At 57.1% G+C, this 20,942-nt stretch carries 21 protein-coding genes; 9 read left to right on the top strand and 12 right to left on the bottom strand.

Going from position 1 to position 20,942, the window contains the following annotated elements; translation table 11 throughout:
* Positions 1-73 precede the first annotated feature (73 nt).
* The 4 genes from PK28_RS14470 to PK28_RS14455 all read right to left on the bottom strand — a co-directional run bounded on the left by PK28_RS14470 (position 74) and on the right by PK28_RS14455 (position 3,670).
* The gene (locus PK28_RS14470; RefSeq protein WP_082017129.1) at positions 74-646 is read right to left on the bottom strand and encodes a DUF4252 domain-containing protein; all 573 of its coding nucleotides are present in this window, start codon (positions 644-646) and stop codon (positions 74-76) included.
* A gap of 56 nt (positions 647-702) precedes the next feature.
* A complete protein-coding gene (locus PK28_RS14465) occupies positions 703-2,217 on the bottom strand; it encodes a hypothetical protein (RefSeq protein WP_044515028.1) in 1,515 nt (504 codons plus the stop codon).
* 94 nt (positions 2,218-2,311) lie between these two features.
* On the bottom strand, positions 2,312-2,722 hold the full coding sequence (locus PK28_RS14460) for an EVE domain-containing protein (RefSeq protein WP_316931939.1): 411 nt from the start codon (positions 2,720-2,722) through the stop codon (positions 2,312-2,314).
* 552 nt (positions 2,723-3,274) lie between these two features.
* Complete coding sequence (locus tag PK28_RS14455; protein ID WP_044515026.1) at positions 3,275-3,670, bottom strand: hypothetical protein; 396 nt, start codon at positions 3,668-3,670, stop codon at positions 3,275-3,277.
* A gap of 127 nt (positions 3,671-3,797) precedes the next feature.
* Between PK28_RS14455 and polX the strand changes: the two genes are divergently transcribed.
* The 5 genes from polX to PK28_RS14430 all read left to right on the top strand — a co-directional run bounded on the left by polX (position 3,798) and on the right by PK28_RS14430 (position 7,746).
* On the top strand, positions 3,798-5,549 hold the full coding sequence (polX, locus tag PK28_RS14450) for a DNA polymerase/3'-5' exonuclease PolX (protein WP_044515023.1): 1,752 nt from the start codon (positions 3,798-3,800) through the stop codon (positions 5,547-5,549).
* A gap of 4 nt (positions 5,550-5,553) precedes the next feature.
* The gene (locus PK28_RS14445; RefSeq protein WP_044515021.1) at positions 5,554-6,576 is read left to right on the top strand and encodes a glycosyltransferase family 9 protein; all 1,023 of its coding nucleotides are present in this window, start codon (positions 5,554-5,556) and stop codon (positions 6,574-6,576) included.
* A gap of 68 nt (positions 6,577-6,644) precedes the next feature.
* On the top strand, positions 6,645-6,956 hold the full coding sequence (locus PK28_RS14440) for a hypothetical protein (protein ID WP_044515019.1): 312 nt from the start codon (positions 6,645-6,647) through the stop codon (positions 6,954-6,956).
* Positions 6,949-7,470, top strand: a complete 522-nt coding sequence (locus PK28_RS14435) for an OsmC family protein (RefSeq protein WP_065814140.1) — start codon at positions 6,949-6,951, stop codon at positions 7,468-7,470. Before PK28_RS14440 ends, PK28_RS14435 begins: the two co-directional genes overlap by 8 nt.
* A gap of 12 nt (positions 7,471-7,482) precedes the next feature.
* Entirely contained in the window at positions 7,483-7,746 is a 264-nt protein-coding gene (locus PK28_RS14430) for a UBP-type zinc finger domain-containing protein (RefSeq protein ID WP_044515016.1), read from the top strand.
* Between the two features lie 72 nt (positions 7,747-7,818).
* Here the strand turns inward: PK28_RS14430 and serS are convergent, their stop codons facing one another.
* Entirely contained in the window at positions 7,819-9,093 is a 1,275-nt protein-coding gene (serS, locus tag PK28_RS14425; RefSeq protein WP_044515015.1) for a serine--tRNA ligase, read from the bottom strand.
* 404 nt (positions 9,094-9,497) lie between these two features.
* Here serS and rho point away from each other — a divergent pair, with 404 nt between their 5' ends.
* Positions 9,498-11,528, top strand: coding sequence for a transcription termination factor Rho (gene rho / locus PK28_RS14420; RefSeq protein ID WP_044515013.1), 2,031 nt, complete (start codon positions 9,498-9,500; stop codon positions 11,526-11,528).
* A 136-nt stretch (positions 11,529-11,664) separates the two neighbouring features.
* A complete protein-coding gene (locus PK28_RS14415) occupies positions 11,665-12,339 on the top strand; it encodes a DsbA family protein (RefSeq protein ID WP_071885156.1) in 675 nt (224 codons plus the stop codon).
* 15 nt (positions 12,340-12,354) lie between these two features.
* Here PK28_RS14415 and PK28_RS14410 read toward each other — a convergent pair whose 3' ends face one another.
* From PK28_RS14410 to PK28_RS14400, 3 genes are all read right to left on the bottom strand, one after another.
* A complete protein-coding gene (locus PK28_RS14410) occupies positions 12,355-12,864 on the bottom strand; it encodes a hypothetical protein (protein WP_044515009.1) in 510 nt (169 codons plus the stop codon).
* Positions 12,865-13,062: 198 nt separating this feature from the next.
* Positions 13,063-13,959 carry a UbiA family prenyltransferase gene (locus tag PK28_RS14405; RefSeq protein ID WP_044515007.1) on the bottom strand — a complete coding sequence of 299 codons (897 nt, stop codon included), beginning with the start codon at positions 13,957-13,959 and terminating at the stop codon, positions 13,063-13,065.
* A gap of 29 nt (positions 13,960-13,988) precedes the next feature.
* Positions 13,989-14,774, bottom strand: a complete 786-nt coding sequence (locus PK28_RS14400) for a class I SAM-dependent methyltransferase (RefSeq protein ID WP_156126406.1) — start codon at positions 14,772-14,774, stop codon at positions 13,989-13,991.
* A 169-nt stretch (positions 14,775-14,943) separates the two neighbouring features.
* Here PK28_RS14400 and PK28_RS14395 point away from each other — a divergent pair, with 169 nt between their 5' ends.
* Positions 14,944-17,316: a transglycosylase domain-containing protein gene (locus tag PK28_RS14395; RefSeq protein WP_082017128.1), complete on the top strand. Its 2,373-nt coding sequence runs from the start codon at positions 14,944-14,946 to the stop codon at positions 17,314-17,316.
* 22 nt (positions 17,317-17,338) lie between these two features.
* On the opposite strand, the gene PK28_RS20515 is transcribed toward PK28_RS14395, so the two are convergent.
* The 4 genes from PK28_RS20515 to PK28_RS14380 all read right to left on the bottom strand — a co-directional run bounded on the left by PK28_RS20515 (position 17,339) and on the right by PK28_RS14380 (position 19,945).
* Positions 17,339-17,785, bottom strand: a complete 447-nt coding sequence (locus PK28_RS20515) for a hypothetical protein (protein ID WP_156126405.1) — start codon at positions 17,783-17,785, stop codon at positions 17,339-17,341.
* A gap of 99 nt (positions 17,786-17,884) precedes the next feature.
* Positions 17,885-18,823, bottom strand: a complete 939-nt coding sequence (locus PK28_RS14390) for a TIGR01777 family oxidoreductase (RefSeq protein ID WP_044515002.1) — start codon at positions 18,821-18,823, stop codon at positions 17,885-17,887.
* Between the two features lie 65 nt (positions 18,824-18,888).
* Entirely contained in the window at positions 18,889-19,545 is a 657-nt protein-coding gene (gene folE / locus PK28_RS14385; protein ID WP_044515000.1) for a GTP cyclohydrolase I FolE, read from the bottom strand.
* Positions 19,538-19,945, bottom strand: coding sequence for a 6-pyruvoyl trahydropterin synthase family protein (locus tag PK28_RS14380; RefSeq protein WP_044514997.1), 408 nt, complete (start codon positions 19,943-19,945; stop codon positions 19,538-19,540). Before PK28_RS14380 ends, folE begins: the two co-directional genes overlap by 8 nt.
* Positions 19,946-20,205: 260 nt before the next feature.
* On the opposite strand from PK28_RS14380, the gene PK28_RS14375 reads away from it, so the two are divergent.
* Positions 20,206-20,913 (top strand): nitrogenase component 1 family protein, encoded by a 708-nt coding sequence (locus PK28_RS14375; protein WP_156126404.1) that lies wholly within the window; start codon positions 20,206-20,208, stop codon positions 20,911-20,913.
* The last annotated feature ends 29 nt before the right edge of the window (positions 20,914-20,942 follow it).

Here is a 20,942-nt window from a genome sequence, read left to right as displayed (position 1 = left end):
GCTAAACAGAAAAAGCGGTGAACCGAAAGGCTCACCGCTTTTTTTATGGGGTGTTGGGAGCAAATGCTTCCGGTTACTTGGCTATCTGGTCTACCGCACCGGGCAGAATTTTTAGCAGTTGCTGCAGCTGGTCCTGGGTGAAGTTGCCGGATATGGCCAGCAGCACAAAGGAATCGGGTACATTTTCTACTTTGCCGGTGCCTACCACTTCCTGCACCCGGTCGCCGTCCTGGCGCACGGAGAAGTTGTATTGGGTGGAAGCATCGGCGGCGGCGGCTACGGGCAGAGGCTGGTAACGCTCGCTCTTCAGCAAACCGGTTACTTCCTCATTCAGGCCCCGCTCTACCAGGTTGCGTGCGCTGCTAGCGGTGGGCGTAAAGGTCAGCACGCGCACACTGCGCAGCGCCGCCACGGCGGAGGTAATGTCGTTTTCTCCACCCAGGCGGCCAAGCTGGCCCAGCAGCAGGCGGGTTGTGAAATTGGCTTCAATGGTCTGAGCCTTGAAGCCGGGGCGGGCTTCATACTTGCGGAAGAACTCGGCCACGGTGCGGGCCGGTTTTTCGGGGCCAGCGGCCGTACGGCAGGAGGAGGCGGTGCCCAGCAGCAGGCTCAGCAATAGCAGGAGGAGTGATGAATAGTGGCGCATAGGAGTAGAAAATTTTGCCCCAACATACGCACGCCGGCTCAATCCATCGGCAACTATTACTCAAAGGCAAGGCTGTTCAGGAAGAATACATTGCGGCTTTCGCCCTTATCCGGGCGCACATGCTGGTAGCCAGACACCAGAAACCGGCTGCCAAACCAGGGCAGAACTTCTTCCTGCTGAGTATCGGTCAGCTTCTCCCTTAGGTCACTCAAATTACTGCGCACAGGCACCTGCAAGTCATTAGGGGCGGCAGTAGTGCGGTCAATAATCTTGTAATGGATCTTGTGGTCAATGACGTAGGCCAGGGCCAGGCGGCCATCGGGCAGCAGCCGCTCCCGCACTGTGGGCGCCAGGTCATAGCTCCAGTTGTCTTTTAGAACAAAGGTATTGTCCCAGAGCAGGTTGCCTTGTTTATCAAATCCGCAGGCTATGGCATGCGTGGTACGGTAGCCTTCAAACTGGCGGGAGTTAGAAAGCGCGAGAGCTGTATTGGCATTATTTACATTGTCGTACCGATAACGAGGGTAATAGACTTCGGCCACCAAAACATAGCCCTCCGGGGTGGGCAGCATGTCATGCATCAGGAGCCGGTAATGCAGGCGCATGGGCGTGCCGGCCGCCTTGCGCCGGGCACCCCGCTGCCGCAGCCGGGCTTCCCGCACGGGATTCATAAAATCAAAGAAATGTTTGAATGCCAGGAAATCATAAAACCGCAGCGACTTGCGGGCGCCGGTGGCCGTGACGCCCGCAGTAAGGTCGGTGGCAAAAAGGCCCTGGGAATACTGCAGGTCGCGCAGGGTGTAGGTGCCGGCCAGGATGCGGGAGGTGCTGTCGCCGGGGCTGATTTGGGCGGAAATCAGGTTTCGGTCGCTCTCCGTCTGCACAAACTCCGTGCGCAGCAAGTTGCCGTGGGGGGAAAGCTGCTTTACCTGCAGCCGGGATTTTAAGCCATTGGTCTGCGTTAAAATTACCTCGGCGCGCTTAGTGACGGAATCAGCCAGGAAGGTGAACTGCGCGGGCAGGCTCTCATATACGGAGGGCAGAAACTGGAACTCACCGGTATCCGGGTTGATGTGCAGAATGGTAACGTGCTGCGAAACCAGCGTGGTGACGAACACCCGGCCGGCTAATACCTTCAGATCAAACAAGTCCCGGGAAACGCGGGTGTCAATCTTTACCATGCGGCTAGTCCCCCGGTTGCCATCCAGATGCACCAGCAGCAGGCGGTCGGGCAGGTAGTTACTCTGAAACAGCACGTATACCTGATTGCCCTCGGTGCCGCTCAGTACCTCCTGATATTGGGTTTCCACCTTAATGGAATGCTGCCAGCGCTCCTGCAGCCTGGCGTTCAGCTTATGGAAGGTATAGTTGTCCTGAGAGCTCAGAAAAGCATCTTTACGCACCAGCAGTACCGCCGAGCTATCGGGGAGGGGGAATACGGTTACATCACTGTTGCTGGGGGTAAGCGCCAGCTCAAACCGGGCCGCTTGTACCGGTGTCTGGCCCCAGGCGCGCGGGGTGCTGCCTCCCAGCAATACCAGAAAGCAGTAGGCGTAGAACAGGTAGCGCATAGACTTGAGAATGTAAAATCAGGATATACTCCTAATATACAACACCCCACGCACAAATGCACCCCGGGTGGCCCGGAAATACGGCCGGCAGCAATCAGCTGCCCAGCTCCAGAATAGCGTCAAACTCCTCCGGCCGCAGGTTCATAACCGAAAGCCGGGACTGGCGCAACAAGCCGATGTTATTCAATCGAATATCTTGTTTAATTTGCGCAAGAGAGACCGGCTGGGCCAGGGCCTGTTGCGGACGTAGCTGAACGGCTATCCAACCGCTGTCAGGCGCGGCCGTAGCATCGGGGGCAGCAGGCTGGGCCACTTCGGCCACGCCCACCACTTGCTTGTCGGTCACGCTATGATAAAAGAGTACCAGGTCGCCGGGCTGCATCAGCTGCAGATAGTTGCGTGCCTGAAAGTTGCGTACGCCGGTCCAGTCGGTGTGGCCGTCCCGGGTAAAATCTGCCCAGGAATAAGCCGCCGGTTCAGATTTGACTAGCCAGAAATTCATCATGTGTGTTGCGTAATTCGGAACTGAGGAGTTTGGGAGGAAAGGGTTGCTTTATCTAAACCCGCCGAAAGGTCGAAAAAGAATTTCGACCTCCTCTCTTACTTCAGCGGGCCTGCGAGCTACCCACCTGCCATCGAGCCACCACCCCGGTACCCATGGCAGGGTCTCCCAAACTCCTCAATTCCACATATCAAGGAACACGCTGCACACGCAATTCTGCTATAGTCTTAGCTAAGAACAAACTGCCTGCACACAGGCTGCCGGTTCTCAGTGGTAAGAGGCCTCAGCACAGCAGGAAGTTGCATGAGGAAATAAAAAATATTTCGTGGTCTTCTCCATTCAACCGTAAAGGCCGAATTTTGTTGAAATAAATCCTTGATAATATGAATGTTGTGTGATAATGCGTGAAGGTTGATTCAATAAAAATAATATTGCTCAACGGGTGTTGGCCGCTGATTTTTTAGTCAGCGGCAGGCAGAGAAGGACAGAAAGATTGAGGGAATGCGAGGCAACGCACGACGCATAATGCCGGGCCATTGCCGTTAGATTTCGGTTTTAGTCCACCCGCCGCACTTTCAATAGCCCGGGCTCCAGGGAAATAATTTCCAGATTATAGTCGGGCTGGGAGTGGTCTTCCAGGGAGATGTGGAGCGTATTTTCTTTTACTGCCTGCCACTGGCCTTTGTGCCCTTCCAGCCCATCGGTGGGTGCAATATCAAACTGCGTAAACAGGCCATTGTGCTCAAAGGCCATGCCCGTGCGGCCCCGTGAAGGCGGAAAAGCATACGTATTGGGCCGATAGACATGCACATCACCCTGGTCTTCCTCATGCGCATGCAGCCACGTCTGTTCCAGCAGCTGCAGCTCCGGGTTGCCGCGGCGCGGGTCCGGGGTGCAGGTATTGGCCATCAGAAGCAGGCAAAGGCACACAAGCAGGGCGGAAATACGCATAATAGCAGGGGGCAAAGGCTAAGGGGCCGGAACAGGAGTAAAACGAAAGTACGACTTTGACAGTGGCTTTCCCGTACTTTTACGGCCCCCTGGGTTTACTGATACATTCGTTTAGCGCTACTTCTCCGTGGATAACCGTGCTCTTATTCGTGCCTTCCGGCTGGCCGCCCAGCTCATGGAACTGCACGATGAAAACCCCTTCAAGATTCGTGCTTACGAAGGCACGGCTACCGCGCTGGAGCAGCTCAGCTTTCCGGTAGCCGACGTAGAGCGCACGGGCCTGCCCGACCGCACCGGCCTCTCGAAAACCGCCGCCGCCCGCGTGGCCGAAATGCTGGATACCGGCTCGTTTGAGGAGCTCACGCGCCTGCTCAGCATCACGCCCCCCGGCGTGGTAGAGCTGCTGAAGGTGAAAGGCATCGGCCCCAAAAAGATCCGGGCCCTGTGGCGAGAGCTGGGCATTGAAAGCCCCCAGCAGCTGCGCGAGGCTGCCGAGCGCGACGAGGTAAGCAAGCTCAAGGGCTTCGGCAAGAAAACCCAGGAAACCATTCTGGCCGCGCTGGAATTTACCCAGCAAAGCCAGGGTAAGCTGCTGTATCCCCAGGCCGAGCAGCTGGCTGAGGAACTGGCCGCGCAGCTCCGCACCGCCCTGCATACGGAGCAGGTAGCCGTGGCCGGAGAAGTGCGCCGCCGGCTGGAAATAGTAGAAAATGTGCAGCTGATAGCCGCTACTGATAAGCCCTGGAAAGCGCACCAGGTGCTCGATAAGCTGGAAGGCCTGGTGCCGGATCCAGCCCGCTCGGGTCCGTTTGCGTGGCGCGGCACCACGGCCGCTTCCGGAGTAGGGGTAGAGGTGCTGTTTACTACCAAAGAAGAATTTACAAAGGAGCTTTTTCTGCATTCCGCCAGCGAAGCGCACTTATCCGAAGCCTTAGCCGGCACGGCGCCCGGGCAGCCCGCCTCGTTGCGGCAGCTGGTGAATAAGGAGCGGTTTTATCAGGAAGCCGCCGTCTATGAAAAAGCCGGTCTGCAGTATGTGGAGCCCGAAATGCGGGAAGGCCTGGGCGAGCTGGCCCTGGCCAAAGAGCACAAGCTGCCCAAACTCCTGGAGGAAACGGACCTGCGCGGCTCCCTGCACAACCACAGCACTTATTCCGATGGCGCCCACTCCCTTCGGGAAATGGCCACTTTTCTGCGCGATAAAGGCTACGAGTACCTGGGTATCTGCGACCATTCACAGGCTGCCCACTACGCCAATGGCCTTAGCCCCGAGCGGGTACGCCAGCAGCACAAGGAAATAGACCAGCTCAATCAGGAACTGGCGCCTTTCCGCATTTTTAAGGGCATTGAGAGTGATATTCTCAGCGACGGCGCCCTGGACTACCCGCCCACGGTGCTGAATACCTTTGATTTTATTGTAGCCTCCGTGCACAGCAACCTGCGCATGGACGAGCAAAAGGCCACTACGCGCCTGCTACGGGCTATTGAAAACCCCTATACCACCATGCTGGGCCACCCCACCGGCCGCCTGCTGTTGCGCCGCGAGGGCTACCCCATCAACCACAAAGCCGTTATTGATGCCTGTGCCGCGCACGGCGTCATCATCGAAATTAACTCCAACCCCTGGCGGCTGGACCTGGACTGGCGCTGGGTACACTACGCCCTGGAAAAAGGCGTGCAACTCAGCATTAACCCCGATGCGCACCACACCGATGGCTACGCCGATATGCGCTACGGCGTGATGATGGGGCGCAAAGGCGGCCTCACCAAGGAAATGACTTTCAATGCGAAATCAGCGGAAGAAGTAGCGGCCTACTTTGCCCAGCGCAAAGCGGGTATTAAAGCGCCGCTGGAGTTTAAGGATTCCCTGTTTGGGTAAGCGCATGAAAATTCTGGTGCTGCGCTTTTCTTCCATTGGTGATATTGTGCTGACTACGCCCGTAGTGCGGGCTATAAAGCAGCAGGTGCCCGGGGCTGAAGTGCACTTTGCTACCAAGCCCGGCTATCGTAGCCTGCTGGAGGCCAACCCCTACGTGGATAAGGCGCACTACCTCACCGGCTCCCTGCGGGAACTGGTGCAGGAGCTGCGCGCCGAGCAGTTTGATTTCATCGTGGATCTGCACAATAACCTGCGCACCAGCCTGATTAAGCTGCAGCTGGGCGTAAAATCGGCAGCGTTCGATAAGCTGAACTGGCGCAAATGGCTGCTGGTCAATCTGAAAATCAACACGCTGCCGGAAGTACACATCGTGGACCGCTACCTGGTGGCAGCCGCGCCGCTGGGGGTGCGGAACGATGGGCAGGGACTGGACTATTTTATTCCCGCCGCGGCCGAGGTAAGTCTGGCTACGCTGCCTGCCGCTTTTCAGCAGGGTTATGTGGCCTTCGCTATTGGGGCCCAGCACGCCACCAAGCGCCTGCCGGTAGAGCGGATTATAGAGCTGTGTGCGTTGCTGCACCAGCCGGTAGTGCTGCTGGGCGGGCCGGAAGATGCCGCCAACGGGAAGCTGATAGAAGCACATTTTTCAAGCCGTACCGCAGAGAAAACGCAGCCCCAAATTCTGAACGCCTGCGGCCAGTATTCGCTGAACCAATCGGCCTCGCTGGTGCGGCAGGCACAGTTTGTTATCAGCCACGATACCGGGCTGATGCACATTGCCGCGGCGTTTCAGAAGGAGGTTTACAGCGTATGGGGCAACACGGTGCCGGCCTTCGGGATGTATCCGTACCGCACTAAGTATCATGTATTGGAGGTGCCAGGGCTGGAGTGCCGTCCGTGTTCTAAAATAGGGTACGAAAAATGTCCGCGCGGTCATTTCAAATGCATGCGTGATATCCGTTTTGAGCCGTTCTTTCCGCCGGCTCCGGGCACACCGGTGCCGGTGTCTGACGCACGGTTGGGGTAGAGCCCGGCCGAGCAGCAAAAGAGGAGAAAAGCTGCTATCTTAAGGGGTATTCTCTACGCTAACAGGCCATGGCTGCACAACACTACGATACCGTTTTACAGGCCGTGCGCGACCTGCAGAAACGAGGCTACCTGGTAGATTTCAATATTCAGGATGGGCATTTGGTGTGCTCGGGGCTGAATCTGCGGCTGCACCCGGAGCAGTTTCAGGTGCGGGAGTTTCACCGGTTTGAAGGCACCTCCGACCCCGGTGATGAAGATGTTGTGTATGCTATAGAATCGGCGGAAGGCGTGAAGGGCTTGCTGGTTAGCGCCTTTGGGCCTTACTCTGAGCCGGAAAATGATGCCTTAATGCACAAACTACAAATGCCCCGTGCCTGATAACCCAAACATTACCGCCCCGGAATTTACCGTGCGGGTGCATGTAGGAGCCACGGCACTGCTGGCCGAGGTGCGTGCCGGGCGGCATACCTTTTTCGTGGATGAGCCGGTGGAGGTAGGCGGCCAGGACCAGGGTCCTACGCCCTATGATATGCTGCTGTCGGCGCTGGGTACGTGCACGGCCATTACGCTGCGCCTGTACGCCAGCCGAAAGCAATGGCCCCTGGAAGCCATAGAAATAGGGCTGCGCCATCAGCGGGTGCACGAGCAGGATTGTGAGCACCCCGAGGAGCCCGGCTTTATGCTGGAGGAAGTGCACAAGGAAATCAGGCTGCTGGGGCCGCTTACGAACGAACAGCGGCAGCGCCTGCAGTTGATTTCCGAGAAGTGCCCCGTCCAGAAAACCCTCACCAGCGGTACTTTGCGCATTGTAACCACCGTCGTGGATGAGCAATCAGCCAGCGCTGCCCTGCCATTGATTACACCCACTTCCGGCACTTCCACTATCCACTAAAATTTGCTGCAAATGAGCCTCTGCACCCATCTGTCAGCGTTAGAAACCATTGTTCCGGCCAGCCACCATACCTGCCCGGAGTGTGTGGCTTTGGGTGATAAATGGGTGCACCTGCGCGTGTGCCAAACCTGCGGCCACATAGGCTGCTGCGACTCTTCCAAAAACAAGCACGCTACCCAACACTTCCGGGCCACCCAGCATCCGGTAGTGGTATCAGCGGAGCCCGGTGAGCAATGGGCCTGGTGTTATGTAGACGAGGAAATGGCAGAGTACTAACGCACCTGGTCACATACAAAAAGCCCCTGGTGCCGGCGGGCACCAGGGGCTTTCTACAAGGAGGACTTACGGTTAGCCAATCTGGCTGAAGCCGCAGTAACTGTGCAGCACAGCCGGCAGCTTGATGCCTTCTTCCGTCTGGTTGTTTTCCAGCAGGGCCGCCACAATGCGGGGCAGGGCCAGCGCCGAGCCGTTGAGCGTGTGCAGCAGCTGCATTTTGCCGTTTTCGGCGCGGTAGCGCAGCTTCAGGCGGTTGGCTTGGTAGGTTTCAAAATTAGAAGCGGAGCTAACTTCCAGCCAGCGCTGCTGGGCGGCGCTCCACACTTCCAGGTCATAGGTCAGGGCGGAGGTAAAGCTCATGTCGCCGCCGCAGAGGCGCAGCACGCGGTAGGGCAGCTCCAGCTTCTGCAGCAGGCCTTCAATGTGGGCCAGCATTTCTTCCAAGATGGCGTAGCTCTGCTCGGGCTGGGCAATCTGCACTATTTCCACCTTATCGAACTGGTGCAGGCGGTTGAGGCCGCGCACGTGGGCGCCCCAGGAGCCCGCCTCGCGGCGGAAGCAGGGCGTGTAGCCCGCATTGCGGATGGGCAGCTTCTCCACCGGCACAATTTCGTCGCGGTAAAGGTTGGTGATGGGCACCTCCGCCGTCGGAATCAGGTACAGGTCGTCGGCGGTGGCGTGGTACATCTGGCCCTCTTTATCGGGCAGCTGGCCGGTGCCGAAGCCGCTGGCCTCGTTTACCAGAATAGGCGGCTGAATTTCAGTGTAGCCGGCTGCGCGGGCTTCATCCAGAAAGAAGTTGATGAGGGCGCGCTGCAAACGGGCGCCCTGGCCTTTGTATACCGGGAAACCGGCGCCGGTAATTTTGTTGCCCAGCGCAAAATCAATGATATCATACTGCTCAATCAGCTCCCAGTGGGGCTTGGCCGTGGCGGGCAGATCAGGCTTCTGACCCACCTCGCGCACCACTTCGTTTTCCTCCGGCGTGCGGCCTTCGGGCACGCTGCTGTGGGGCAGGTTAGGCAGCTTATACAGGATTTGCTGCAGCTCCTTTTCTACTTCGGCCAGCTCCTCGCTGTGGGCTTTGGTTTGCTGCTTTAGCTCGGCGGTGCGGGCCTTCAGCGTTTCGGCTTCGGCTTTGTTGCCGGCCTTCATCAGGCCACCAATCTGCCGGGCCAGCTCATTGGCTTCGGCCTGGGCCTGGTCGTGGCCGGTTTGCAGTTCCTTCCGGCGCTGGTCTAGCGAGAGAATGGCCTGCACATCAGCTTCGGCGGTTTTATAGTGTTTTTTAGCCAGCCCGGCCAGCACCGCTTCGGGGTGCTCTTTCAGAACGGAAACTTGCAGCATAAGGCAGAAAACGCGAATTAGAACAAAACAAAAGTAGGGAGAACAACCGGATACGCGGGCTTTTCACTATCTTCCCCTGGGAGTTGCCCGCCGTCTGTTCGGCTAATCGATAGCTAAGGCAAGGATAGGGGCTAAAATTCCGATATCCAATTTGGTAGTTCAAGCGTATTACGCTAACATTGCGCTAATAAGCCGGTAGCTGATGCCGGGCCCGCGGGTACTTTTTTGCTGTGCGTACGGTCCGTTTTTTGCCAGCGCCTTCCCGTTTATAAAATCCACCCTTCGTTTAGACCTTCCAGTAGTTGCGCGCCGTTTCACGGCCGTCCGTTGGTGCCTCCGATTGGTTTGTGCTGTCCGGTTCACGACGTTGCGCCGCGCGTTTCCCCCCCCTTCCAGTTTACTCTATGTACACTATTGACGAGTTAAAAGACCGCCTGCTTTCTGAGCTTAAAGAAATTGCTGAAGAGTTGAAGGTTGGAAACTTTAAGAAACTCAGTAAGCAGGATCTTGTCTATAAGATTCTGGATCAGCAAGCTGTAACCCCGCTGGAGCAGCTTCCGCAAAAAACCAAGCCCAGCAGCCCGAAAGCAAGCAAAAATGCCCCCGCCGCAGAAGTGGTAGCGGCAGAAGCCCCGGCCGCTATGCAGCCGGTGGAAGCGCCCGCCGTAGAGGCCGTTTCCGGAACGGAATCAACCAACGAAGCCACGCAGATTGACACTGCCGTGCGCCCCATTAAACCCTACCAGCGGCCGGAGCGCCGGGCTCGTGGGCAGGAGCGCCCCCCGCGCGGTGTTCAGGCCCTTAATGGAGAACTGCTGCCCTTAGATGCTGTGGCGCTGGATGTTCCGGAGGCCGACGTGCTGCCGGAAGCACCGGCCGTAGCACCTGCTCCCCCTGAGCCGGCGCCCGAAACGGTAGCCGCAGAAGCTCCTGCTGTAGCGGCCTTAGCGCCGGTAGTACCCGGAATCCCGATGCCTTCGCCGGGCGCCGTTATCATCCCGCAGCCTGGCCGCGGCGAACGGCTGCGCGATGGTTCCCGCGACCGTGACCGGGGCCGCGACCAGCAGCAAGGATCCCGCGAGCTGCGGACGGATGTTCCGCGCGGAGAATTCTCCCGCGACCAGCAGCGCCCCTTGCGCGACGACCAGCAGCCCCGCCCCCTGCGCGACCGGGAACAGCGCGACCAGCAGCGCCGCGAAGAACGGTTTGCCCGGGACCAGCAGCGCCGCGAAGAGCGCAACAACCGCCCGGTAGGGGATGTGGCCGTTCAGGGTCAGAACCCCAACCAGAACCAGCCGCAGCGTACCCGCCCCGATTTTGATATCACTATTCCCGGGGAAGGTACCTTGGAAATGATGCCCGATGGCGGTTACGGCTTCCTGCGCAGTCCTTTCTACAACTACCTTGCCTCGCCCGATGATATTTACGTGGCCCCGCAACAGGTAAAGCAGTTTGCCCTCAAAGCCGGCGACACCGTAAAATGCACCATTCGTCCGCCCCGCGAAGGTGAAAAATACTATGCGCTGGTAAGCGTGGAACTGGTGAATGGCCGCACGGTGGAAGAAGTTCGGGACCGGGTGCCGTTTAACCACCTCACGCCGCTCTTCGCGGAGGAGCGTCTGAAGCTCTCCACCAAGTCTACCCAGTACAGCACCCGCATTCTGGATTTGTTTGCGCCTATCGGCAAAGGCCAGCGGGGATTGATTGTGGCGCAGCCCAAAACCGGTAAAACGGTATTGCTGCAGGAAATTGCCAACGCCATTTCCGAGAATCACCCCGAGGTATATCTCATTATTCTGCTGATTGATGAGCGCCCCGAAGAAGTAACGGACATGGCCCGCTCGGTGAAAGCCGAAGTGCTCAGCTCTACCTTCGACGAAACTGCTGACCGTCACGTGAAAATTGCCAGCATAGCGCTGGACAAAGCCAAGCGCCTGGTGGAATGCGGCCACGATGTGGTAATTCTGCTAGACTCTATTACTCGTCTGGCCCGTGCCTATAACACGGTGCAGCCTGCTTCCGGCAAAATCCTCTCCGGTGGTGTAGATGCTAACGCCCTGCACAAGCCCAAGCGCTTCTTTGGTGCCGCCCGCAACGTGGAAGACGGCGGCTCGCTCACCATCATTGCCACCGCCCTGATTGATACCGGCTCTAAAATGGATGAGGTAATCTTTGAGGAATTCAAAGGGACCGGCAACATGGAACTGCAGCTGGACCGCAAGCTGGCTAACCGCCGCATCTTTCCCGCCATCGACGTACCCGCTTCCGGCACCCGCCGCGAAGACCTGCTGATGAGCAAAGATGAGCTCAGCCGCATCTGGGTGCTGCGCAAGTTCATGTCGGATATGACGCCCGCCGAGGCCATGGAATTCCTGAAGGACCGCATGAAAGGCACCCGCGACAACGACGAGTTCCTAGTATCCATGAATGGCTAATGCTATTCAGCTTAAGTACAACAAAGGGCCCGTATGTTAGCATGCGGGCCCTTTGTTGTAGTTGAAAATTGAAGAATTAGCTTTATCCTAAGCAGTTTGTATAAAACACTGACCAACTTACCCACCACGCTGACCAATGGAAACGACCGTTCCTGACCTGCCCGAACTACTTTACCTCTATGATCCGCTCTGCGGGTGGTGCTACGCTACTACGCCCGTTATCCAGCAGATACAGCAGGCGTTTATGGGCCGCTTACAGGTTTCCATATTAAGTGGCGGCATGATGATCGGGGAACAGGTAGGCCCTATTGGCGAAGACTGGTCGGCTATCCGGTTGGCCGCCCGGCAGGTAGAGCAGGCCACTGGGGTTGCGTTTGGGGAGGCTTTTTGGCAGGCAGGGGAGGAAGGCAAGCGCGTGCAGGATTCGGAGCCGCCCAGCCGGGCACTATCCGTGTTTCGGCAGCTGGCCCCCACACAACAGGCGCTCGATTTTGCGCACGCCCTACAGCTGGCCTGGTTTCAGGAAGGGCAGAATATGAATGCTCTGGCAACCTATGAAGCCCTGGCTGGCCGTTTTGGGATGGATGTAGCGGAGTTCAGGCGGCGCTATCAGGATCCGCAAACTGCGCAAGGGGTGCGCCAGGAGTTTGCGGCCATTTCCCGAATGGGTATTCAGGGGTTTCCCACTATCCTGTTGCGGGTGGGGCAGCAGGGGTATGTAGTTGCCCGCGGCTACCGGCCGTATGCGGTTTTAGCGGAAGGCATAGAGCAGGCTCTGCAGCAGGCCGCTGAAGAAGCAGGGCAGGAGTAGCCCGCCCAGCGGCGGCTAGCCACCATAGCTGGCTACCCGCACCACCTGCCGGCGCTTAGGCGACCAGGCAATTTTGCGCCGGTCTTCCTTGCCCAGTAAGTACACAAAGCCCACGGCGTCTTTCTGGCGGCGCAAATCCTCCCAGGCAGCTTTGTCCAGGGCGCCGCCGGGCTGGTAAGTATCCTGCGGGCTAAGCGCGGGGCGCACAAAGTTTTTGTCGGCGAAGAACTCCTGCAGCCGCTTGCGCACATAGGCTTCGCGCTCAGCCGGGGTAGCGGTTGGGGTTTTCATCTCATACACCATGGCCGCTTCCAAATCAGATACCGGAAACGTTTCACGGAATATTACTTGGTTATCGGTGCCACTGGTAATGGTAAAGGTCAGCTCGCCGGTAAGCAGCGTTTTGCCCCGTAATACCAACGCAAATTTGTCGGGCTTTCCTGTTTGGGAAAACTCGTGCAGCTTCTGCACCTGCTGCAGCGTGTCGGCCAGGGCTGTTACGCCGGGTGGGCGCAGCGTATCCATGGGTTCGGTAGCGGCCGACTCTGTGGCACTAGCGGCTGGCTTCTGTGCGGTTTCTGCTTGCTCGGTGTTAGGGCCGGAACAGGCGTTTAACATCATCAGAGAACTTGTCGCTAACAAAAGGAATAAGGAACGCATAGCAGTGAGCAGGTAGGTGAAGCTGGTGATACGGAGGCATCCGCTCTTCTGTTGAACCTCAATTTAATAGCGGAGCCAGTTGAAATGCTGGAAAAGCAGCATGGCCACAAAAGCCGCACTCAGGCACAGCGACGATACCTGATTCATGCGCATGGTATGCTCAAAATCGGCGGCGGCGGGGTTGCGCCATACCTGCCACACCCAACGGCTGAACAGCCAGACCACCGGGCCGGTGGCTACTAGGAAAAGCAGCAGGTTCTGGGTTTCGTGGCGCTGGAGGTAGGCGGCAGCCAGCACGGCGGCACCGGTCAGCAACCCCAAAGCAGCAAATATAAAAGTGCCCCGGATGCCCAGCCGTAAGCTCAGTGTCTCGTCGCCGCGCTGGCGGTCTTCCTGATGCTGATACACCTGCGTGAGCGGGTAGGAGCCACACAGAAAAAGGGTGCTGACCAGGGCCAGCAGCAGGTTGTCGGGCGCCTGAATGGCCGCCGTGGATGCGCCCACGCCCACCTGCGTCATAAGGAATGTGAAAGCTCCCTGAAATAATACCACCACCAGCGTACTGATAAGGGGGTACTTCTTCAGCCGGATACCATCGTAGCTGTAGGCTTTCGAGATAAGCAGATACACCGCCACCCAGCCCGCAAACGCCACCGACAGCAGGCTGGCGCCCACAATAGCCAGCACATCAAACAGCCAGACCAGGTGCAGCAGCTCGGGCGCTACTTTGGGGGGCTGGCGCAGGCCGCCGATGCTGCCTTCGTCCCGGTCGTAGTAGGAGTTGTAGCCGTTGGATGCCGGATAGGCCAGCACATGCAGCACCACAAAAACGCCCACCGCCCGCCACATGCTGAAAGGCTCACGCAAAGCGCTCAGCCCAAACCAAAACACGGGCATCAAATACACCGAAAACGGAATGCGCAGCAATGGAAAAACGCGGCGGTAAGCGGCAAAGGCCATAAAAACTCGAATAGAAAACAAGAAAAAGGCTAAGCCGGCCAGCCTACGAGGTACGTAACTTCCGGCCCCCAGCTATGCCGCACCTTGCCGGCCCGCCATTGAAAGCGGCCGGCTGGGTCGGCCTGGCGGGCCAGCGCCAGCAAGGCCTCGGGCGGGTACATACGCAGAATAGATACGGTGCCGTCCCAAATGGTACACAAGGGAATCAGCGGAATCAGGTACGTAAACACGAGCCGGCTAAGGCGAAATGGCCGGATAAAGGGGGTGATGAGCAGCTGCGCCACGGGCAAAACCGTCCAGGCCAGCAGAATTTCCAGCCAGTGCTTGCCAGCGCCCTCAAACACGCCAATGCCGGTTCCTTGGCGCACGGCATCGGCCAGAATAGCCTGCGCTACCGCTGGCGGGAAGTGGTGAAAAGCGGAAAAAACGGTGCGAAACCCCTTCAGTTCGGCCGGCACGTGGGTGGCGTCAATGGCCGCTGACTCGTAGCGCAGGCCGCCCTGGGTGCGTTTCTCTAGCAGTTGCCACGCTTCGGGCTGCGGGTACAGGTCGGTGAGGGTGATGTGCAGATTACCATGGCCCCTGGTGCGTAAGGTCTGCAGAATGCCTTCGGTGCCACCGCCCGCGCCGGCACAAAGCTCTACAATATGCGGCTGCCCGGCTTGCTGTAAGGCTTCCTGCAGCAAAGGCACAATAGGCTGATACGTGCGCAGCAGGCTGATCATGAACCGTAAATAATCCATCATTCCCGCCCGAACTACGGCCGGAAACCAGGGTAAATCCTCAAATTCGAATAGTTGAAGGCGAAGGCGCACGGGCAAAGAGAAGCTGAACCGGCAAATAACGGATTCCCGCGCACATTGGCCGGGCTGATTACCTTACGGCCGTTCCTGCAATTTAGCGCGGCGCTGAGCCGCCGCTAACTGGTATATTTGCTTTCCCAACGCCAGGCATTGGCCCTGACTTGGCCCCAACACGCGCTGCATGTCTGCTTCTAATTCGTCTAAATCCCCCGTTAAAACAGTTCCCCGGCGGCGCTGGCCCAATATTCTGACCCGGGCTATCTGGGGCTTCTTTGTTATAGGGCTGGGGGTGTTTCTGCTGTATCCTATTCTGGTCGGCACTAATTTTCTGTTCTTGTTTGGCAAGTCGCCGAGCCTGGAGGAACTGGAAAACCCCAAAGTGGAGCAGGCCTCGGAGCTGTATACCTCCGATGGGGTGATGATAGGCCGGTATTTCCGCGAAAACCGCGTGCCGGTGGCGTACAGCAAAATGTCGCCTATGCTGGTGAAAGCCCTGATTGCCACCGAGGACGTGCGCTACTACCAACACTCCGGCATTGATGCCCAGGCTTTGCTGGGCACGGTGTACGCCGTGGTGCAGGGCGATAAGCGCGGCGGTAGCACCATTACGCAGCAGCTGGCTAAAAACCTGTACAAAACCCGCCGCGGCGAAACCCGCGGCTTGCTGGGTTACATCCCGGTGGTCAGTACCGTCATCAGCAAAACCAAAGAATGGCTAACGGCAGTAGAGCTGGAAAAGCGCTACACCAAGGAAGAAATTCTACGGATGTATCTGAATACCGTGGATTACGGCTCCAGCTCCTTCGGTATTAAAGTAGCCGCCAAAACCTTCTTCAGCACCTCCCCCGACAGCCTCAAGCCCGAAGAAGCCGCCATGCTGATTGGGGCCGTAAACGCGCCTACTACCTACAATGCCCGCTTCCACCCGGAAGCCGCTTTGCGCCGCCGCAACCTGGTGCTGGAGCGCATGGGGCAGGCCGGTTTTCTCTCTGCTGATAGTGTGAAAATGCTGCAGCAGCGGCCCATTGTGCTGCACTACCAGGTGGAGCGGCACGTAGATGGGCCGGAGAATTACTTCCGCGGGGCCGTTAGCCAGTTTGTGAATAAGTGGTGCGAGAAGAACGGGTACGATATGTACCGCGACGGCCTGAAGATTTACACCACCATCGACTCCCGCATGCAGGCCCATGCCGAAGAGTCCCTGCAGAGCCGGATGAAGGCCTTGCAGCGCTCCTTCGATAACTTCTGGCGCAACCGGGGCTCAAACCCCTGGGTGGATGAGGATGGCAAGGAAATTCCCAACTTCATTGAAAACCAGATGAAGCGCACCGACCAGTATAAGCTGCTGGCCGCCCGCTACAAAGGCCGTCCGGATCTGCTGGACTCGGCCCTGCACCACAAGCGCCCCATGAAGGTGTTTACCTGGAAAGGCGACGGCGACACTACCCTGGTGCTTTCTCCGCTCGACTCGCTGGCGTACTACAAGCACTTTTTGCACGCCGGCATGATGACCATGGACCCCTTCAGCGGCCACGTGAAGGCCTGGGTGGGCGGTATCAACTTCCGCTTCTTTAAGTACGACCACGTGAAGCAGGGCAAGCGCCAGGCTGGCTCTACCTTCAAGCCCTTTGTGTACCTCACCGCCATTGACAATGGTTACTCCCCCTGCGACCGGATCCGGGACCAGCGCGTGACCATTAAGTACGTGGAAAACGGCAAAAACATGGAGTGGAAGCCCGATAACGTAACGCGCGAATACACCGGCATTAACATGACGCTGCGTACGGCCATGGCCCGCTCCATCAACTCCGTAACGGCCCAGCTAACAGAACTGGTGGGCTGGGAAAACGTGGTGAAATACGCCCATAAAGTAGGCATCACCAGCCCGCTGCTGCCGGTGCCCAGCATCGGGCTGGGCTCGGCCGGTGACGTAAGTGTGTATGAGATGGTGGATGCTTATAGCACCTTCGTAAACACCGGCTTCCGCACGGAGCCTATGTATATCACCCGCATCGAGGACCGCAACGGCAACGTTATCAAGCAGTTTGACCCCGTGCAGAAGCGCGTAATTCCGGCCGAAACGGCCTGGCTGATGCTGTATATGCTGCGCGGCGGCATGGATGAGCCCGGCGGCACCTCCCAGGCCCTGTGGGAGTATGAGCTCTGGAAGAAAAACAACCAGATAGGCGGCAAAACCGGCACCACCTCCAACTATTCCGATGGCTGGTACATGGGCGTGACCAAGGATCTGGTAACCGGCGTGTGGGTAGGGGGCGAGGACCGTAGCATCCACTTCTTCCGCTCGCAACAGGGCGAAGGCGGCCGCATGGCCCTGCCCATCTTTGGCACCTATATGGAAAAGCTCTACCAGGACCGGGACCTGGATATTACCATGGGGCCCTTCCCCAAGCCCACGGTCAAGATTTCCAAGAAATACGTTTGCTACACCGAAGACCCCCGCCCCAAGCGCGCCGAGCCCGTGGACAGTATTGTGGTGGATAACCTGCTGGAGCAAATCAACAGCGGGGCTGTGGCCGTGCCGGATAGCCTGTAAGGTAGACGTTACTGTGGATTGCTTATCTAGCTTTTCCTTTCAACTGATACCGCACTCCATTTAGTAACAGCCCAGTAGGAAGTACCCGAAGTGAATAAGTTGGTTTAGCAGCACTGGAATCAGGAACCAGTATCCCGCGCTTCACTTGTTCTTCAAAAGATAATGATGAATTGCTATCTGCTGGATTAATATAGCGGTAGCTCACTACCATAGCATAGTCGCTATCAGTAAGTCTCATTTTTGCTAATAGAGAATCTGTTTCCCAAACTAACCTTCCCTTATAGGTTAGAAACCCACCATCTGAAGCTGAATACTGCTTGCCTCTTCGTTTAGTAAAGACGACCGGTACGCTTTCCAATGAGCAGTTTGTTCCGTTTACCACAAATGTGTTTTCGTGGTACCATCGGTCTGTTAAATCATGGGGAGTAATATCATCTTTACTAGAGGCGCCGTAAGGCTCCAAGCCCACATAAACGCCAGATATGGGTAGTTTTTGAGTAGACTGTGCACAAGCGCAGGTACTAAAAAACAGAAGAACGAGGATAGAAGTTATATTCCTTCTCATTTTCTATTCATCGTCGCCGTAAAAAGACTCCAAGGCTTCCTGCAGGTGCGGGTACTCAAAAGTGAAGCCTTCGTGCATGATTTTCTCGGCGCTAACGCGCTGCGAGGCCAGCACAATTTCGCTCATCTCGCCCATCATCAGCTTCAGGCCAAACTCCGGCACTTTCGGGAGCACCAGCGGCCGGTGCATGACCTCGGCCAGCATCTGGGTGAATTCCTTGTTGCGAACGGGGTTAGGCGCTACGGCATTGTAGGTGCCTTCCCAATGGCCTTCCTCCATCATCTGAATAATCAGGCGGCAAAGGTCATCCAGATGAATCCAGGACATAAACTGCTGGCCCGAGCCCAGCGGCGCGCCGGCCATGAGCTTCACGGGCCGGGCCATGGAGGGCAGGGCGCCGCCCTGGTCGCTCAGTACAATTCCAATGCGGGAAATAACCGTCCGTACGCCCAGCGCCGCGGCCTGCTCGGCGGCCAGCTCCCACTGGTGGGCCACATCGGCCAGGAAATCTTTGGAGGAAGCCGGGGGCGTTTCTTCGTTTACTATTTTGTCGCCGGCATCCCCGTAAATGCCAATGGCAGAGGCGGAGATAAAAGCCCGCACATGGTTAGCACGCTCGCGCAGCTCCCGTACCAGCAGGTTGGTGCCGCCCAGGCGGCTTTCCATAATATCGCGCTTGCGCTCATCCGTCCACTTGCCATCCGAAACGCTGGAGCCAGCCAGATTGATAATGTAGTCGGCGTAGGGTACGGCGGCTTCGTCAATGGTTTTGGCGCGCAAATCCCAGCGGAACCGCCGGTAGTGCGAGGCGCCGCCCTGGCGGCTCACGTGGGCCACATCATAGCCTGCATCAATCAGCATTTCGCTTAAGCGCGTGCCAATCAGACCGGTGCCGCCCGCAATAAGAACCTTGCGGGCCGATTCATTCGTGCTAGTAGCCATAGGCCGGAAGCTGGGTAGAAATTTGGGCGCGCAAGCTACAACCAAAAACCTACTTGCCGCAGTTGTTATTTGCCGATGAGGCGCAGGAACTCAGTTCGATAGTGTTCCTGCTGCAAGAAAATGCCGGAATATTCGGCCGTAATGGTGCTACTGCTGGTATCATTCACGCCCCGGCTCATCACGCATAAATGGTCGGCTTCAATCAGTACGGCCACATCATTGGTGTGCAAGGCGTGCTTCAGCTCCTCGGCAATCTGGCGCGTGAGGCGCTCCTGCACCTGGGGGCGGCGCGCATAGTATTGCACTACGCGGTTGAGCTTGCTCAGGCCTACCACTTTCTCGCCGGGCATATACGCCACGTGCGCCTTGCCAATGATGGGCACAAAGTGGTGCTCACAGCAGGAAAACAGCGTAATGTCGCGCTCCACCAGCATCTGGTGGTAGTGGTAGCGGTTTTCAAACAGGCGCACCTCCGGCTGATGCTCCGGATTGAGCCCCCGGAACCATTCCTGCACATACATTTTTGCCACCCGGCGGGGCGTGCCGGCCAGGCTGTCGTCGGTTAGATCAAGCCCCAGCAGGTTCATGATTTCCCGAAAATGGGGTTCAATAGCGGCAATTTTCTCCTGCTCGGAAAGCGCGAAGGCATCAGGCCGCAGGGGGGTGCGCAGATCTTGGGGCAGGTGGGCGTCGGCCTCAGGGCCGGGCACGGAGTTATCCATGGTATTCAACAAAGTTGCGCTCGGTCTCGAACAGGGTGACCGATAAGCCCAGGGGGGCTGCCAGGTGCGGACGAAGGCGTTGCCAGATGACCACGGCAATATTTTCGGCCGTGGGAATCAGGTTCCGGAAATCAACCGTGTCCAGATTCAGATTTCGGTGGTCAAAGGTATCCAGAATCTCGGTTTTAATCAGAGAGCTCAGGTGCTTCATGTCATACACGTAGCCCGTATCCGGATCTACCTCCCCGGTTACGCGTACCACCAGCTCATAATTGTGCCCGTGGTAATTCACATTGGCACAAGGGCCAAATACCTCCGCATTGCGCGCATCCGTCCAGGCCGGATTGTACAATCGGTGGGCTGCGTTAAAGTGTTCCTTACGGCAAACGGTAACTTTCATAGTCGCTTTTTAACTACTGGAGGGTGCTAATGTTTGCCGATAGTGAGGGAATTTGCCTGTGAAAACAACAATATTTTTGGTTTAATATAATTTATAATAGTTGAAATTGTGTTTGTATGATAAAATGGTGATAATAGGAAAAAAATAGAAGCTCAGCAGAAGGAAATGCCTAACCTATAGTTAAATTTGATGAGTCGGTTTGCCACCACGGGCGCCACTTCTGACCTATTGCATTTAACTTCTTTTTAACACTTTCATCTATGAAACCAGGCTTACTCTTAACCCTGCTTTTGATGTTTGTACTAACGGTGACTGGCTATGCGCAGAAATCGCCGGTGGACGAAACCGAAATGGCCATCAAAGGCATCCCGCGCAAAGGCCAGCGGGTAACTATTCAGCTCGACAGCAAGCGCGTCGATGACTCATGGCAGAAGTGGATCAACGAAAAAATCGGCAAAGTAAAAGTCGATAAAGGCATTTACACCATGGATGGCGTGGTAGTAGAAGCTATTTCGAAGACTCCAATCCGTATCATCAGCAAAGTAGACGCTACGCCTACCGGTACTACCGTTTGGTGGTCTATTGACCTGGGCAATGCTTACCTGAGCAAAGACGCTACGCCTGTACAGTGGAAGTCCAGCGAGCAGTATCTGAAGGATTTCGCCCGCATGCTCTACCGCGAAGACCTGGCCCTGCAGGTAGCCGAAGCCGAAAAGGCACTGGTGGCTTCTCAGAACAACCACAACGCGGTTATTGCCAAGTCAGATGCTATCCGCAAGGACATCGAGAAGAACAAGGTTAAGAAGCTGGAGATTCAGCAGCAGCTGGTGCAGAACGCTGCCGAACTGCAGCAGTACAACAACCAGATTGACATGAACCTGAAAGAGCAGGAAGCTGCCCGGGCCGACATTGTTAACATGCGCGTATCGCTGGAAGCAGTGAAAGAGCGCATGAACAAAATCGAGTAGTCGTTTCGCAACGCCTTTCTCCTATACAA

It is taken from the genome of Hymenobacter sp. DG25B, from assembly GCF_000801315.1.
Classification (GTDB): Bacteria; Bacteroidota; Bacteroidia; order Cytophagales; family Hymenobacteraceae; genus Hymenobacter.
Note: the sequence above shows the minus strand (reverse complement) of the source record. Positions and strands in the feature narration are given on the sequence as shown.